General features: G+C 64.7%; 17 protein-coding genes. 11 read left to right on the top strand and 6 right to left on the bottom strand.

Annotated features, from left to right (window positions below; translation table 11 throughout):
- Positions 1-5: 5 nt before the first annotated feature.
- Positions 6-623 (bottom strand): translesion DNA synthesis-associated protein ImuA, encoded by a 618-nt coding sequence (gene imuA, locus PspR32_RS10925; RefSeq protein WP_159388463.1) that lies wholly within the window; start codon positions 621-623, stop codon positions 6-8.
- Positions 623-1,240, bottom strand: coding sequence for a transcriptional repressor LexA (gene lexA, locus PspR32_RS10920; RefSeq protein ID WP_026001228.1), 618 nt, complete (start codon positions 1,238-1,240; stop codon positions 623-625). Before lexA ends, imuA begins: the two co-directional genes overlap by 1 nt.
- A 77-nt stretch (positions 1,241-1,317) precedes the next feature.
- Between lexA and PspR32_RS10915 the strand changes: the two genes are divergently transcribed.
- The 4 genes from PspR32_RS10915 (at position 1,318) to PspR32_RS10900 (ending at position 5,010) form a co-directional block, all read left to right on the top strand.
- Positions 1,318-1,974 (top strand): HAD family hydrolase, encoded by a 657-nt coding sequence (locus tag PspR32_RS10915; RefSeq protein WP_100782213.1) that lies wholly within the window; start codon positions 1,318-1,320, stop codon positions 1,972-1,974.
- A gap of 278 nt (positions 1,975-2,252) precedes the next feature.
- A complete protein-coding gene (locus PspR32_RS10910; RefSeq protein WP_100782214.1) occupies positions 2,253-2,972 on the top strand; it encodes a DUF899 domain-containing protein in 720 nt (239 codons plus the stop codon).
- Positions 2,973-3,073: 101 nt separating this feature from the next.
- Positions 3,074-3,979, top strand: coding sequence for a hypothetical protein (locus PspR32_RS10905; protein ID WP_159388462.1), 906 nt, complete (start codon positions 3,074-3,076; stop codon positions 3,977-3,979).
- 113 nt (positions 3,980-4,092) lie between these two features.
- Positions 4,093-5,010: a bestrophin family protein gene (locus PspR32_RS10900; RefSeq protein ID WP_010221784.1), complete on the top strand. Its 918-nt coding sequence runs from the start codon at positions 4,093-4,095 to the stop codon at positions 5,008-5,010.
- On the opposite strand, the gene PspR32_RS10895 is transcribed toward PspR32_RS10900, so the two are convergent.
- The gene (locus PspR32_RS10895; RefSeq protein ID WP_159388461.1) at positions 4,991-5,983 is read right to left on the bottom strand and encodes a bile acid:sodium symporter family protein; all 993 of its coding nucleotides are present in this window, start codon (positions 5,981-5,983) and stop codon (positions 4,991-4,993) included. The genes PspR32_RS10900 and PspR32_RS10895 overlap by 20 nt on opposite strands.
- A gap of 79 nt (positions 5,984-6,062) precedes the next feature.
- Here PspR32_RS10895 and PspR32_RS10890 point away from each other — a divergent pair, with 79 nt between their 5' ends.
- The 6 genes from PspR32_RS10890 (at position 6,063) to PspR32_RS10865 (ending at position 11,966) form a co-directional block, all read left to right on the top strand.
- Positions 6,063-6,878: an AraC family transcriptional regulator gene (locus PspR32_RS10890; protein ID WP_159388460.1), complete on the top strand. Its 816-nt coding sequence runs from the start codon at positions 6,063-6,065 to the stop codon at positions 6,876-6,878.
- 81 nt (positions 6,879-6,959) lie between these two features.
- Complete coding sequence (locus tag PspR32_RS10885; protein ID WP_010221781.1) at positions 6,960-7,355, top strand: hypothetical protein; 396 nt, start codon at positions 6,960-6,962, stop codon at positions 7,353-7,355.
- Positions 7,356-7,358: 3 nt separating this feature from the next.
- Positions 7,359-10,019 carry a DUF4132 domain-containing protein gene (locus PspR32_RS10880; protein WP_036996026.1) on the top strand — a complete coding sequence of 887 codons (2,661 nt, stop codon included), beginning with the start codon at positions 7,359-7,361 and terminating at the stop codon, positions 10,017-10,019.
- Between the two features lie 59 nt (positions 10,020-10,078).
- Entirely contained in the window at positions 10,079-10,498 is a 420-nt protein-coding gene (locus PspR32_RS10875) for an LIC_13387 family protein (protein WP_159388459.1), read from the top strand.
- Positions 10,495-10,920 carry a hypothetical protein gene (locus tag PspR32_RS10870; RefSeq protein ID WP_159388458.1) on the top strand — a complete coding sequence of 142 codons (426 nt, stop codon included), beginning with the start codon at positions 10,495-10,497 and terminating at the stop codon, positions 10,918-10,920. The genes PspR32_RS10875 and PspR32_RS10870 overlap by 4 nt, the downstream gene beginning before the upstream one ends.
- Entirely contained in the window at positions 10,917-11,966 is a 1,050-nt protein-coding gene (locus tag PspR32_RS10865; RefSeq protein ID WP_159388457.1) for an NAD(P)/FAD-dependent oxidoreductase, read from the top strand. The genes PspR32_RS10870 and PspR32_RS10865 overlap by 4 nt, the downstream gene beginning before the upstream one ends.
- Here PspR32_RS10865 and PspR32_RS10860 read toward each other — a convergent pair.
- The gene (locus PspR32_RS10860) at positions 11,956-12,831 is read right to left on the bottom strand and encodes a LysR family transcriptional regulator (protein ID WP_159388456.1); all 876 of its coding nucleotides are present in this window, start codon (positions 12,829-12,831) and stop codon (positions 11,956-11,958) included. The genes PspR32_RS10865 and PspR32_RS10860 overlap by 11 nt on opposite strands.
- 131 nt (positions 12,832-12,962) lie before the next feature.
- Here PspR32_RS10860 and ampC point away from each other — a divergent pair, with 131 nt between their 5' ends.
- On the top strand, positions 12,963-14,117 hold the full coding sequence (gene ampC, locus PspR32_RS10855; RefSeq protein ID WP_159388455.1) for a class C beta-lactamase: 1,155 nt from the start codon (positions 12,963-12,965) through the stop codon (positions 14,115-14,117).
- Between the two features lie 196 nt (positions 14,118-14,313).
- Here ampC and PspR32_RS10850 read toward each other — a convergent pair whose 3' ends face one another.
- Positions 14,314-14,937, bottom strand: a complete 624-nt coding sequence (locus PspR32_RS10850; RefSeq protein WP_010221772.1) for a glutathione S-transferase family protein — start codon at positions 14,935-14,937, stop codon at positions 14,314-14,316.
- A gap of 3 nt (positions 14,938-14,940) precedes the next feature.
- Positions 14,941-15,732 (bottom strand): helix-turn-helix transcriptional regulator, encoded by a 792-nt coding sequence (locus PspR32_RS10845; protein ID WP_100782221.1) that lies wholly within the window; start codon positions 15,730-15,732, stop codon positions 14,941-14,943.
- Between the last annotated feature and the right edge of the window lie 60 nt (positions 15,733-15,792).

Below are 15,792 nucleotides of genomic sequence, written 5' to 3'. Positions count from 1 at the left end.
ATCCATCAGCCTCGCCCGGGGCAGGCAATCGGCGTGGCCGGGGCCAGGCCGCCGCGGCACTTGAGCACTCGCCACTGGGCCGGCAGGGCATCGACGGCAATGCGCAGTGCCGCCGGTGACGGGTTGAGCGCAGCCTGTTGCGGGCGACAGGCAAAGGCCAGGGTCTGGCCGCTTTCGGCAGCGACCTGCAAGCGGCGCAAGGCGCGGTCATCCGCTTTATGCGGCCAGCACAGCACGGCGCCGCAACTGCCCGAGCGCAAACACTGCTCGGCGGCCCAGAGCACCTCGCTTGGCCCCGCCTGGACCACCGCCAACCACTGCAGATCGACCCCTGCCGCCTGCCAGGCCGGTGGGTAGGGAATGAACGGCGGGGTAATCAGTACCACCCGCTCGCCGGCCTGGGTCAGGCGCGCCAGGCTCGGCCACAGCAGTTGCAGCTCGCCACAGCCTTCTGCCGCCAGCAGCAGCTCGGTCAGTGCCCCGGCCGGCCAACCGCCACCGGGCAGCGCCGCGTCCAGGGCGGCATGGCCGGTGGGCTGCAGGGCCTGGGGCAAGGCCTGCGGCCGGCCCTTCCAGACCCGTTGCTGGTCGAGCAGGCCGTCGAGGCTGACCACCGCGCCCATCAGCCGCGCCTCACCAGGCCGCAGAACACCCCTTCGATGACGAAGTCGTGCTCCGGGCCAACCTCGATGGGGGCATACGCCGGGTTGCGCGGCAGCAGACGGTAATGCCCGCCGGCGCGTTCGAAGCGCTTGATGGTCACCTCGCCGTCCAGGCGCGCGACGATGATCTGCCCGTCACGGGCGTCGGCCTGCTGCTTGATGCCGACCAGGTCGCCGTCGAGGATGCCGTCGTCGATCATCGAGTCGCCCCGCACCTTGAGCAGGTAGTCGGGGGAGCGGCTGAACAGGTGTGAATCGAGCATCAGTTGCTCGTGGATATCCACGTCCGGGCCGATCGGCCGGCCAGCGGCGACCTGACCGAGCACCGGGATCTCCAGCACCTCGGGGCGGCGCAAGACGCCGGCCAGGCGAATGCCACGGGCCTGGTTGGGCGTGACCGCGATGAAGCCGGCCTCGGTCAGCGCCTGGATATGCTTGCGCGCGACACTGCGCGAGGCAAAACCGAAGGCCGTGGCGATGTCGGCCAGGCTCGGCGGCTGAGCCTGATCGGCGATGCGCTGACGAATGAAGTCGAGGATAGCGCGGCGTTTGGGCGATAGTGTATTCATGGAGTACATTTGTACTCTTTTCCTACGTATCTGACCAGCCCCGCTGATCCGGTTATCATGGCCGGCCACCGCAGCGGAAGCCGACCATGCTTGATGCCCTGTTGTTCGACCTCGACGGTACCCTGACCGATACCGACAAACTCCACCTGCTGGCCATGCAACAGCTGTTGCTCGAAGAAGGCCGGGTGTTCACCGAAGCGGAGTTCGATGCCCACGTCAGCGGCCGGGCCAATGCCGACCTGTGCCGTTACCTGTTCCCGGACCGGCCGGTGAGCGAGCACCAGCTATTTGCCGAGCGCAAGGAGGCGCGTTTTCGCGCCCTGTCACCGACCTTGCAGCCCACCGCCGGCCTGCTGCGCCTGCTCGAACATGCCGAGCACCGGCGCATCGGCGTTGCCGTGGTCACCAACGCGCCGCGGGCCAACGCCGTGCACATGCTCGACGCCATGGGCCTGAATGAACGCTTTGCACATGTACTGGTGGCCGAAGAGCTGGCCCGGGCCAAGCCCGACCCGCTGCCCTACCTCACCGGCCTTGAGCGCCTGCAGGCACGGGCGGCGCATTCGCTGGCGTTCGAGGATTCGCTGCCGGGGGTGAAGGCGGCCAGTGGCGCGGGGATCTTCACCGTCGGGCTGTCTACCAGCCAGCGGCCTGAAGCCTTGCTTGAGGCCGGTGCGCAGCTGGTGGTGAAGGATTTTGAGGATGAGCGCTTGTGGGCGTTGATCGGGCGGATGTCTGGCTGAAAGTGGGAGCGGGCCTTGCCCCGCGATCGAGCGCGAAGCGGTCGTAATCCGGGCACCACTTGATGAGTTGGCTGTACTGGCCTCATCGCGGGTCAAGCCCGCTCCCACAGTGGGTCTGTGGGGGCTTAAAGCCAGCCACAAAGGGTTGATGCAAAACCTGTGGGAGCGGGCTTGACCCGCGATGAATTCACCACCGTTCATCAGCCCTGCACTCACCCCTGTCGAATCCCCCACCCGACAATCGACCATGAGTACATTCCCCCAGCGGAGCCGTACCCATGGACAACTATCAAAACCCCCAGGTGGTCTCGCGCAGCGAATGGCTCAGCGCCCGCCGCCAGCTGTTGCTGCATGAAAAGGCCCTGACCCACCAACGCGATGAACTGAGCAAAGCCCGCCGCGCCCTGCCCTGGGTACGGGTCGAACAGGACTACCGCTTCGAAGGCCCCGAGGGCCGCCTGAACCTCGCCGAGCTGTTCGCCGGCCGCAGCCAGCTGCTGGTCTACCACTTCATGTTCGGCGAAGGCTGGGAGGAAGGCTGCCCCGGCTGTTCGTTCCTGGCCGACCACTTCGACGGCGCCAACCTGCACCTGGCCCATCACGATGTGTCGCTGGTGGCAGTATCCCGTGCACCGTACGCCCAGTTCCAGGCGTTCAGGCAACGCATGGGCTGGAAGTTTCCCTGGGTCTCGTCGCATGCCAGCAGCTTCAACCAGGACTTCGGCGTCGGCGGCAAGGGCAGCGATCAGTACAACTACGCGCCGTATTCGGGCGAGGAAACCGAGCTGCCGGGCCTCAGCGTGTTCTACCGCGATGCCGACGGCATGCTGTTTCATACCTACTCAAGCTTTGCCCGCGGCCTGGACATTCTGGTCGGCACCTATAACTTCCTCGACCTGATGCCCAAGGGCCGCAACGAGGAAGGCACCATGGACTGGGTGCGCCACCATGACCGTTACGAAGACGTCGCCCAACCACCCCACTGCTGCCATGAATAGCCGCGGCACCTAGCATTTTTGCCAGTAGCCAGCACGCCCTGGCGGTGCTCGAATGCACCGAGGCCTGTCGACCGACAGGCACCACCCCGGAGGCAGGGCGTATGGAACTGTTTATCGATCACACCGATTTCGAATCCAGCAATGACCCATGGAATGGCTGGCGGAAAGGCCCCAACGGCCAGACCCTGGCGGTGACCTCCGACGGCGCCAACCACTGGGCGCACTTCGAAGACTTTGCCGGTAACCTGTTAGGCAGGGTGATCAGTAAGGAACTGACAGGCCTTGTGCCCGACACTGACTATCATCTGTCGATGCGGGTAAAACGCAACGGCAACAGCTCCAAGACCCCTCACCTGTCATTTGAGCTGGATGGCATCCCCCTCGAGGGCGAGTTTGCTGTCACCGCACCTGAATGGCAGATCCTTCGCTGGCAGTTCCGCGCCCGCGAACATTCCCACGCTATCGAACTGATCGGTCGTGACGATACCGGCAACGGCAGTGACCATGGCGGGGATTTCAGCTTCGACGATATCCGGATATACCCAGTTACCATCACCGAAAACCTCGATGGCCAGCCTGCACAAACGATTTCCCAGGGTGAGGAAATTCAACTGCTACGCAAGACCATGACCATCAAGCTCCTCGAAGATCCTCTGGGCATCAAAGCCTTCATCGAACCGACAGCCGCAGAACCCGGAATGCGAGAAGGTCCAGCCATCACACTTCAACGCCAACAGCACCATCAGCCGAACAATCCGCAAAAACTGCAGATCACTCCTGTGCTCCCTTGCTCCGAGCTGAAGTTCTTCTGGACCTGGAAGCAATTTCCTGGTGAGGTCGAGTTCTATGGGCTGCATGGCAACCTGCTGGCCACTTTGTCATACACCGGAGAGCCCAGGGATCATGAGGTGAAATACAACGCTCCAGACGGCGAACAGATTGCCTGGATCGTGGTCATCTGCCGAGACTACGCCTACCTCGACAACTTCACCTTAACAACGGCCTAGCCTGCCCAGGTGAGTTGCTAGGCTCCTCACCTTCTGCAGCGCCTAGCTACCGCAGGCGCCTTTGCCTTACAGTGGCGCGGATATTTTCGCGCCACTGCCAAGGCTTGCCTCGCATGATCATCCAGCCGCAAAAACCCTCCATCCGCGTCCTGCTGTTCTCGCTCAAGGGCTCGATCATCCCGGCCATCTGGCGCAAGGTGCTGTACACCGTACTGATCAGCTCGGCGGTGGTGGCCACCCACGGTACCCTGTTCGAGTACAAGGTAATCCTCACTGCCACGCCCTTCACCCTCTGGGGCCTGACCCTGGCGATCTTCCTCGGCTTTCGCAACACCGTGGCCTACCAGCGCTTCTGGGAAGCGCGCACGCTGTGGGGCGAGCTGCTGATCGTCAGCCGCAACCTGACCCGCCAGACCCTCAGCCTGCTGCCCGACCTCGACGCCAGCCAGCGCCGTGCCCTGCTCGACCCGCTGATCGCCTTCGCCTACGTGCTGCGCGACCAGTTGCGCGGCAGCCCGGCCAGTGCCGATCGCCAGCGCCTGCTCGACACGTCGACACGCACTGCCCTGGCCAGCAGCGATGCGCCCGCCAGCCGCCTGCTTGGCGTGCTCGGTCAGCGCTTCATGGCCCAGGCCCGCGACGCCGGTGCCGGCGAGGTGATCCAGGCCAACCTCGATCAGCAGCTCAACCGGCTGTCGTACGTGCTGGGCGGCTGCGAGCGGATCAAGAACACGCCCATCCCCTACCCCTACATCCTCATGTTGCACCGCATCGTCCACGTCTACTGCTTTTTGCTGCCGTTCTGCCTGGTCGACAGCATCGGCTGGTTCACGCCCTTTGCCGTGTGCGTGCTGGCCTACACCTTCTTCGGCCTGGATGCCCTGGGCGACCAGATTGCAGACCCGTTCGACACCCAGCCCAACGACCTGGCCCTGGATGCCATGTGTCGCAACCTGGAAATCGCCGTGCGCGAGCTCGAAGGCGCAGCGGCGCCGGCGCAATTGCAACCGGTCAAAGGGGTTCTGTTGTAAGCGCAGGCTCGTCGCTGCGCGCGGCATAGCGCTGGGCCAACACTGCACAGACCATCAACTGGAGCTGGTGAAACAGCATCAAGGGCAGGATCATCGCGCCAATGCCACCGCCCACGAACAGCACCTGGGCCATCGGCACGCCGGTGGCCATGCTCTTTTTCGAGCCGGCAAACAGGATCGTGATGCGGTCTTCGAGGTTGAAACCCAGCCAGCGCCCCAGCGCGCTGGTCAGCCACAGCACCACGGCCAGCAGCAGGCAGCAGACCAGCGCCAGGCCCAGCAACCGCGACGGCGGTACCGCATGCCACAGGCCGCTGACCAGCGCATCGCTGAAGGCGGTGTAGACCACCAGCAGAATCGAGCCCTGGTCGACGCGCTTCAACCAGCGTGCATTGCGCGCTACCCAGCTGCCGATCCAGCACCGCGCCAGTTGCCCGGCCACTAACGGCACCAGCAGTTGCGCAACGATCTTCAGCACTGCATCCAGGCTCGAGCCGCTGTCACCTTCGACGTCCATCAGCAGCACCACCAGCAACGGCGTCAGTACGATGCCCAGCAGACTCGACGCGGCCGCGCTGCAGATCGCCGCCGGCACGTTGCCGCGGGCCAGCGAGGTAAAGGCGATGGCCGACTGCACCGTGGCCGGCAAGGCGCACAGGTACAGCACGCCCAGGTACAGCTCATCGCCCACCAGCGGCAGGAACAAGGGCTTGAACAGCATGCCCAGCAACGGGAACATCACGAAGGTGCAGGCAAATACCAGCAGGTGCAGGCGCCAATGCCCGGCACCGGCGGCGACCGCCTCGCGCGACAACTTGGCGCCATGCAAAAAGAACAGCAGGCCGATGGCGAGGTTGGTCAGCCAGCCGAACACCACGGCGCCACTGCCTTCGCAGGGCAACAGGGTGGCAATGAGGATGACCCCGAGCAACGCCAGGGTGAAATTGTCGAACAGCATCCGCAGGTACTTCATGGCCGCTCCCGGCTTGTTATTGTGGCGCTGCAGACGTTAAGGTCTTTGCCCGATTTTCACTAACGCCAGCGCCCCGCCAGTGTCGCCAAAAGGACAACCGCCCGCCTTCACCCCACAGTCGCTGGAACAGCTGACGGCACTGCCGCGCCCGGTGTATGGCCACGTGCAGGCGCTGCCCAACGTGGTGCTCGGCTACCGCCATGCCCATCCATGGGGGCAGTTGTCCTATGCCATTCGCGGGGTGCTGGAGGTGCACAGCGACCAGGGTTTCTACCTGGTGCCGCCACAGCGGGCGGTGTGGGTGCCGGCGCAGGTCCAGCACCGGGTCAGCTGCGCCGAGGACACCTGCCTGCGCAGCCTTTACCTGGAGCCGGCGCCGGCAGGCTGGAGCGATCCGCAGTGCCGGGTGATCGCGGTCAATCCGCTGTTGCGCGAGCTGATCCGGACCTTCAGCGAACTGCCGGTGGAATACGACACTGCGGGCCCGGACGGGCGCCTGGCGCAGGTGCTGCTCGATCAACTGGAGCACGCCGAACAACAACAATTGATGCTGCCGCTGCCGCTTGACCATGACCTGCGCGCACTGTGCCGCCACCTGCAGGCACATCCCGATTCGCCTACCGGGCTGACCGCCTGGGCGCAGCAGGCCGGCGTGTCGGAGAAAACCCTGAGCCGCCGCTTTCAACGTGAAACCGGCTTGAGCTTTCGCCTCTGGCGCCAGCGCATGCGCCTGCTCAGCGCCCTGCCCGCCCTTGAGCGCGGCGAGCGGGTCACCGACGTGGCCCTGGCCTGCGGCTATGAGTCGCTATCGGCGTTTATTGCCGCCTTCGGCAAGCAGTTCGGCCTGCCGCCGGGTGAGTTCTTTCGCGCGCGAATCAGCAGCAGCGAACACTAAGCGCCTGCGCATCGAAATCCCCGAGCCAGCCTGATACCCTTGCGCCCATCCGTTTTGCCTCTTGCCAGAAAAGGAGTTCCCATGGCAACGCTCACCGTCCGCGACGAGTCGGTTTCGGGCGAAGTCTTCGACGATTTCGCCCTGCACTTTGCCACCGACACCATCACCGTGCGCCAGTTGATCCGCGAGCGGGTTCACCAGGAAGTCCAGCTGCGCAACAACGACACCGGCCACAGCCGGCGCCAGCGCCTGGTCAGCCCCGAGCCGCTGGAAGCCGCGCTCAATGGTGAGCCTCCCATCGAGCGTGCGAACATCGACTGGCGCAAGCAGGTCGACATCGCCTGCGACGCCTTCGCGCGCAATGGCTTTTTCATCCTCCTCGACGAACGTCAGGCCGAAAGCCTCGACGAAGTCCTGACCATCCGCCACGACAGCGTGGTCAATTTCATCAAACTGACCCCACTGGTAGGAGGCTGAACCATGGCCCTGGAACAACTTCAGGCGTTTCGCCACGACCGCCCACAAACCGAGCTGGGCCCGGTCGAACACATCGGCCCGGACGGCTACCCGCTGCTGGCCGGCTCCGAACTGCGCCACGAGCATGAGCTGATCGGCGAGTTGCTGCCGCTGCTGCAGAAGATCCACGGTCGCCCCGATGCCATGGTCTTTGCCTTGAGCAAACTGCCGGCAGTCATGGCCCTGAGCCCCGACCCGGCGTTTCGCACGCGCCTGGTGCTGGCGCTGATCGAACGGGTGGTGGCCTACAACGGTGAACTGAGCACGGCCAGTGCAGGCCATGCCTTTTCCCATGTCTTCGACTACGGCGTACTGCCAGCGTTGATGACCTGGCTGATGGAGAACGGCGCCGATGTCGGGCAACTGGCCGAGCCGGTGCTGCAATGGTTTACCAGCTACCGCTTTGCCTATTACGGCACCCTGCCGACCCTGACCGTGACTGACTGGGTCATCGCGCAAAACTACAAACAAATGCCCGACGACCTGCGCGACCTGCTGATCATGCTGCGCAGCCAGTGCGCTGACCTCGGTCACTACGGCAACTTTGGCGAACAGCTGATGGCCAAGCTCGACCCGCTGCTGGGCAACGGCGCCTGGCAGGTACTGGCGCCCTGCGAACACTGGACTCAATTGGCCCTGGAAGACCTCGAGCAATTCAGCCCCGAGGTGCGCGAAGACTGGTTGGCGCTGTTGCGTCAGGCCGCTGCGGCGACCTCGGCGCGACCGTCGGCGAAGTGGCTGAAGAACGCCAAGGCGCTGCTGCACAAGGTCGGTGAAGGCGCACTGCGCGAGGCCCTGCTGCGCTGGTTTGCGCGGGTCGATGCCGGGCGCTGCGGCGCACTGCTCAACGTTGGCTGGGAAAGCAGCGATGACCGCGCGCGCATGCACGATGGCAACGCCACGGTGCTGCGCGGTCTGCTGTGGATGAGCGCGCCGCTGGCCGACAGCGAACTGACCCGGGCCATCGCCCGCCTGGCCCTGAGCGCCTACCGCAAGGTGCGCGGCATCGGCCCGCGGGCACCGAAGGTCGGCAACGCGGCGGTGTTCGCCCTGTCCTCGATCCCCAGCAGCGAAGCGGTCGGGCAACTGGCCCTGCTCAAGGTACGGGTCAAGTTCGGCACGGCGCAAAAGGAAATCGAAAAAGCCTTCACCAGCGCCGCCCAGGCCCTGCAGTTGCCGCGTGACCAGATCGAAGAACTCGGCGTGCCGACCTACGGCCTGGAACAGGTCGGCCTGCGCCGCGAAAGTTTCGATGATGGCGCGCTTGTCGCCGAGCTTAAAGTCGATGGCAAGAGCGCCACCCTGAGCTGGTTGCGCGCCGACGGCACACCGCAGAAATCGGTGCCGGCCAAGGTCAAGGCTCAATACAAGGAAGAGCTCAAGGAACTGCAAGGTGCGCTCAAGGACATCGGCGCCATGTTGCCGGCCCAGGCCGAGCGCCTGGACAGCCTGTTCCTGCTGGAAAAGCACTGGCCGTTCGGCCAATGGCAGGAGCGCTACCTCGACCACCCGTTGATCGGCACCCTGGCGCGGCGGCTGATCTGGGTGATCAGCGAAGCCGGCCAGCAGCACGCCGTGGTGTTCACCGAGGGCGAACTGCAAAGCCTCGATGGCAACACCGTTACCCCGTCCAGCGAGGCCGAAGTACGCCTCTGGCATCCGATCGGCCGCCCGCTGGATGAGGTCCTCGCCTGGCGCGAGCGTATCGAAGCGCTGCAGATCACCCAGCCGTTCAAGCAGGCCCACCGCGAGGTCTACCTGCTGACCGAAGCCGAGCGCAACACCGCCACCTACTCCAACCGCTTCGCCGCGCACATTCTGCGTCAGCACCAGTTCCACGCCCTGGCCGCCGCCCGCGGCTGGCGCAACAAGCTGCGGCTGATGGTCGACGACAGCTATCCGCCGGCCACCCGCGAGCTGCCGGCCTGGGGCTTGCGTGCCGAGTTCTGGATCGAGGGCGTGGGTGACGACTATGGCGTCGACACCAACGAAGCCGGCGCCTTCCTGCGCCTGAGCACCGACCAGGTACGCTTCTACGCCATCGATGCCGCGCAACGCAGCGCCCATGCCGGTGGCGGCGGCTATGCCGTGAACCGCTGGGACAACGCCGACGATGCCGCGCCCTTGCCACTGGAGCAGGTCCCGGCGCTGGTGCTCAGCGAAGTGATGCGCGATGTCGACCTGTTCGTCGGCGTCGCCTCGCTGGCCAACGACCCGCTGTGGGCCGACGGCGGGCCGGACGGCCGCTACCGCGATTACTGGCACAACCATTCGTTCGGCGAACTGGGCGCCACCGCGCAAACGCGCAAGCAGCTGCTGGAAAAACTGCTGCCGCGCATGACCCGGCTCAAAGACAAATGGGCCCTGCACGGGCGCTTCCTCGAAGTCACCGGCAAGCTGCGCAGCTACAAGATCCACCTGGGCTCGGGCAACATCCTCATGCTGCCAAACGATCAGTACCTGTGCATCGTCCCCGACGCCAAGGCGCGTCAGCAGACCACGCCGCAGTACCTGCCGTTCGAGGGCGACGCCCTGCTGTCGATCATCCTCTCCAAGGCCCTGCTGTTGATTGACGACGACAAGATCAGCGACCCGACCATCACCCGCCAGCTGGCCTTGAAGTAGATTGTCTGTTCGCCGCTGGCCCACCGGCGGCGCCTTATTCACCTGCCAAAGGATTGCCCGTGATCGCTCAACTACTGATCTGTGCCAGCGCCGCCATCGCCCTGCTACTGGGCACTGTGCACCTGGTCTATACCTTCGCCAGCAACAAGTTCCAGCCGCGTGACCCGGCGCTGTGCGAACAGATGCAAAAAATCTCCCCGGTGATTTCCCGGCAGACGACGGTGTGGCGTGCCTGGGTGGGTTTCAATGCCAGCCATAGCCTGGGCGCCATGCTGTTCGGCCTGGTGTATGGCTACCTGGCCCTGGCAGCACCGCAGGCGCTGCTGCGTGACGGCTTTCTGCTGGGCCTGGGGGTTGTGTTCCTGGCGAGCATGGCGCTGCTGGCGCGGCGCTACTGGTTCAACATTCCCCTGATCGGCATCAGCCTTGCGCTGTTGCTGTTTGTTGGTGCCGTCATGCTTCAGGCCCTGCCGCTATGAGGCTGTTGCTGCTGGGTTTGATGCTGGTCGGCACGGCTTGCGTGGCCGATGATGAAGACTATCCGGACCCGCTCTACGGCTTTGTGGTCGGGCCTTATGCACTGGTCGGCAAACAACCGGACAACGGCGCCACGTATTCGGGCCGGGCCACCCTGCGCTATCTGGACGGTCAACTGGTGCTGGCGAAGACCATCGACGGCAAGACCCGGACGGCCATCGGCAAGGTCGAGGTCGCGGCCATCGCCCGCGCGAAAGTGCTGCGCTTCACCTGGCCCGGACACTACTCGACCTGCCTGGCCCACAGCGACCTGGATAACAACGCGCGCCTGACCTGTTACTGGCAGCGCAACGGCGTCGAGCACAAGGAGCCCGGTATGGAAAGCTACTTCTCGACTGCCACCTGGCCGGAGAATCGCCAATGACCACCGACCGGCAACGCCCGAACGTCGTAGTGATCGGCGCCGGTATCGTCGGCGCCTCGATTGCCTATCACCTGAGCAAGCATGCCCAGGTGACGGTGATCGACAAGGGCCAAGCAGGCCTGGGCGTCACCTCACAGGCCTTTGGCTGGCTCAACACAACGTCGCCACAGCCCGGCGAATTTGCCCAACTGCGCGGCCTGGCGATTGCCGAGTATCACCGGCTGCAAAACGAGTTGGGCACGGCGCCGATCAACTGGACCGGCGCGCTGTCGTTCAACCAGGCGCTGTCGCCTGCTGACGGCGTCGAGCCGATCGACCCCGCTCGTGTGCAACAGCTTGAGCCGCATTTCAAAGCGCCCCGGCAGCAGGCGCTGTTTGCGCCGCAGGAAGGCTCCATCGACCCGCCAGCGATGACCCGTTTGCTGCTGGAGCGCGCCCAGGCCAACGGCGCCAACTTGCTGACCGACACCCAGGTGCTGGCCATCGAATGCCTTGACGGCGCCGTCGCGGCACTCGTTACGACTGGCGGGCTGATTGCCTGCGAGCGCCTGGTACTGGCGGCCGGCACCGAGTGCAAGGCCTTGCTGCAGCCCTTGGGCGTGACATTACCGCTGCACCCGTCGCCGTCGATCCTGATCCGCCTGCGGGCACACGAGCGACTGGTGCACACCCTGATCGCCAGCAACGATCTGGAAATCCGCCAACCGACGCCCGAGCAGGTCCTGGCCGCCGAAGACTACCTTGATGCCGACGGCGAAAACGGCCCCGAGGCTATTGCCCAGCGGGCGCTGAATACCATTCGGGACAGTTTGCATCGGGGCCAGGAGCTTGAACTGATCAGCACCGAGGTTGGCTGGCGGCCCATGCCGGATGATCGCATTCCGATCATCGGGGCCTTGCCCGCTGTCAGCGGGCTGTACCTGGCGGTGATGCATTCGGGCGTGACCCTGGCAGCGGTGGTCGGTCGCCTGGTTGCGCAAGAGCTGATCGATGGCCAGCTTGCGCCCGAGCTGCGAGGCTGCCGGCCTTCACGCTTCAGCCTGTAGCCGCCTTCGACAACCAGCTTTTGAACGCTGCCATCGCCGGGCTCTCGGCCTTCGACTGCAGGCGCGTCAGCCAGTAGCTACCGGTGCTGATGCTCAAGGCAAACGGCTGGCGAATGGCATCGCTGGCCAGCAGCCGTTCGAACATCAGCGGCGGTGCCAGGGCCACGCCGGCGCCTTGCAGGGCCGCTTCCATCATCCCCAGCGACGAATCGAAGACCATGGTCCGCGAAGGCTGCACCGCGCCCGACAGCCCGGCGGCCTGGAACCATTCGGTCCATTCATCGCTGCGGTAGGAGCGCAGCAGGGTTTGTTGCAACAGATCGGCAGGCGTGTGCAGCTGCAGCGCAATCGACGGCACACACAGCACCGACAGCGGCGCCTCCAACAGCGGCTGCGCATCGATGCCATGCCAGGCGCCGGAGCCAAAGCGAATGGCATAGTCCAGGCCTTCGGCGGCGACATCGACGCGGTTGTTGTTGGTCGACAGGCGCATATCGATAAACGGGTGCAGGGCCTGGAACTCGGGCAGGCGCGGCAGCAGCCAGCCGACGGCAAAGGTGCCCACCGCGCCCACGGTCAGCACCTCGCGATAATGGCCGCCGTCGAAGCAGTCGAGCGTCTGGGCGATGCGGTCGAAGCATTCACGCAGCACCGGCAGCAAGGTCTCGCCTTCGCTGGTGAGCATAAGCCCGCGCGGCAGGCGCTTGAACAGGGTGACCTTGAGCTGGGCTTCGAGGCTCTTGACCTGATGGCTGACCGCCGCCTGGGTCACGCACAGCTCGATAGCCGCGCGGGTGAAGCTCAAGTGCCGGGCCGAGGCCTCGAACGCACGCAGGGCGTTCAGGGGCAAGTGTGGTCGGATCATGCAGACTCCCAAATTTTTCTAATGGCTGCTGCGAAATATCATCGTTTGTGGAGCCTGCGCCGAACGCCTAGATTGGCGCTCCCTGCTGCAGCCAGGCTCACAACAGTCCACTTATGGAAAGGTTGCCGATCATGCACCAAAAAACCAACCTCAGGCCAGGGATTCTGGCCGCCCTGACCCTTAGCCTGGTCACCGGGCAAAGCCTTGCCGATACGTCGCTGGCATCCACGGTAAACGCCGCCGTGCGCCCGCTGATGCAGCAACAGGCCATCCCCGGCATGGCCGTGGCCATCAGCGTCGATGGCCAGCAGCACTACTTTAACTACAGAGTAGCGTCGACGCAGAGCGGCCAGGCGGTGAACGCCGACACCCTGTTCGAGATCGGTTCGGTGAGCAAGACCTTCACCGCCACCCTCGCAGGCTTTGCCGAGGCCAGCGCCAAGCTGAGCCTGGGTGACCCGGCCAGCAAGCACTGGCCTGCGCTCAAAGGCACGGCGTTCGATGGCATCACCCTGCTCAACCTCGGCACCTACAGTGCTGGCGGCCTGCCCTTGCAGTTCCCTGATGAAGTCAAGGGCGAGGCCGACCTGCCCGGCTACTATGGCCACTGGAAGGCCGACTACGCGCCTGGCACCCACCGGCTGTACTCCAACCCCAGCCTTGGCCTGTTTGGCTACCTGACGGCAAAAAGCCTGGGTACGCCGTTTGCCGAGCTGATGGAGAAACAGCTGCTGCCGCAACTGGGCCTGCAGCACAGCTACCTGCAGGTGCCTGCCGCACAGATGGGCAACTACGCCCAGGGGTACAACAAGCAGGACCAGCCGGTGCGTGTCGGCCCCGGGCCACTGGATGGCGAAGCCTACGGTTTGAAAGTGACGGCGGTGGACCTCTTGCACTACCTGGACCTGAACATGCAGCCGCACAGCCTGAGCAAGCCGTTGCAACGGGCCATCGCCACGACGCAGACCGGCTACTACCAGGTCGGTGAAATGACCCAGGGCCTGGGTTGGGAGCAGTATGCCTACCCGGTAAGCCTGGAACAGCTGCAAGCCGGCAATGCGCCGTCCATGGTGCTGCAAGCGCAGCCGGTGACCTGGCTTAAACCGGCGCGGCCACTGCCGGCCAACACCTTGTTGAACAAGACCGGCTCGACCGATGGTTTTGGTGCCTACGTAGCGTTCGTGCCGTCAAAACGCATCGCCATTGTGCTGCTGGCGAACAAGAACTACCCGATTGCCGAGCGGGTGAAGGTGGCGCATCGGATCCTCACGGCTCTGGCCAAGTAGAATCGCGGGGCAAGTCGAGGCGTCGCCCCGCCGCTCCCACAGTGGATTTGTGTACGCCGGACCTGTGGGAGCTGGCTTGCCAGCGATGAAGCCGGTGCAGCCAGCACACCCAGTGTTGCCTGAATTGCGACCGCTGCGCGCTCGATCGCCGGCAAGTCCGGCTCCCACAGGTCCTACGCAGTGCTTAAAGTTGACCTCACGGCAACCCGTTGCGCCCGTGCAAGCGATAGCCTTCACGTTCGCTCAGGCGATCGTAGTAAGCCTCGACCGCCGGCAGCGCCGGGCGCTCCAGCGGCGTCTGCAGCCAGCGGTTGACCGACAGGCCGATGGGAATGTCAGCCAGGGAGAAATCCGCGCCACTGACATAGGCTCCGGTACGCTCCAGCTGACGCTCAAGGAGGGTCATGTTGCGCGCCCAGTTGCGGCAACCCGCCGCCAGCGCTTGCGGGTCCTGGTGGGTCGCGGCCTTGCGCACCAGCGAGACAAAGGCATAGCTCCATGAACCGTTGAGGTCGGTGGCCTGCCAGTCCATCCATTGATCGACCCGCGCCCGTGCCCTGGGCGCGGTCGGGTACAGCTGCTGACCGCCATACTGGCCGGCCAGGTAGCGGATGATGGTGTTGGACTCCCACAAAACGAAATCACCGTCGACGATCACCGGCACCATGGCGTTGGGGTTCAGCGCCAGGAACGCTTCATCCTCGGTCGAGCGAAAGCCCGAGCCCCAGTCTTCGCGCTCGAACGGCAGCTGCAATTCGGCGCAGGTCCACAGCACTTTGCGCACGTTGATCGATGAAGCCTTGCCGAGTATCCGTAGCATCACTCACTCCTGATGGTCGTGTTGTCCCAGGTGTTGCAAAAACAGGCTGAACAGCTCCGATTGGGACGACACCCCAAGCTTGCTGTACAGGTTGCGGCGGTGCACCTTGACCGTCTCCTGGGAGATGTCCAGGCGCTTGGCGATGGCCTTGCTGGAGTTGCCGCGCAGCACCAGGCGGGCCGTTTCCAGTTCGCGGGCCGACAGGGTGTCGCTGCCAAAATGCTCCAGGGCGCGCTCCACCGGCGTCGAATGCTCTGTGACCTGCTGAGGATGCTGCTGGTGCCAGTGCTGGCGCATCAGCGCCAGCAGCCACGGCGCCAGCAGGGTCAACTGGCCGATGGCGGCAGTGTCGTAGCGCTGATTGGCGCCCAACGAAATGGCCAGGACCTTGCCCGCGTCGAGGTTGAGGATCAGCTGCAGCTCGTCCTCGCCGACCAGGGCGCGAAAGTAGTTGTTGAAGTAGTCGCTCTTGCGAAACTCGTCCGGCGCCACCTCTTCCATGCGGTACACGCCATCGGCCAGGCCGTCGCGCATGGCCTGGATGAACGGGTCGAGCAGGTACAGGCCGCCCAGGTACAGCGGTGCCGCCGCAGGCGCATTGCGAAAACCATGGTCGAACTCCTCCAGCACCACAGGCGCACCCTCACGCTCCACCAGCAAGGCCAGCGCTGTGTCGCAAGGCAGCAGTTGATCGAGCAGCACGATCAACTGGTGCCAGAACCCCGGCCTGCCCAGCTGGTCAATGACCCGGGCCAGGCCATGGTGATGGGCGGCGGCTTCGAATAGCAGGTTCACCGGTAACTCCTAGGGGGTAACGATTGGGGGGAATCGCCAGCGGCAGGTTGAGTTCCTAGA

This window comes from Pseudomonas sp. R32 (assembly GCF_009866705.1).
Classification (GTDB): domain Bacteria; phylum Pseudomonadota; class Gammaproteobacteria; order Pseudomonadales; family Pseudomonadaceae; genus Aquipseudomonas; species Aquipseudomonas donghuensis.
This window is presented reverse-complemented; position numbering and strand designations above follow the sequence as displayed.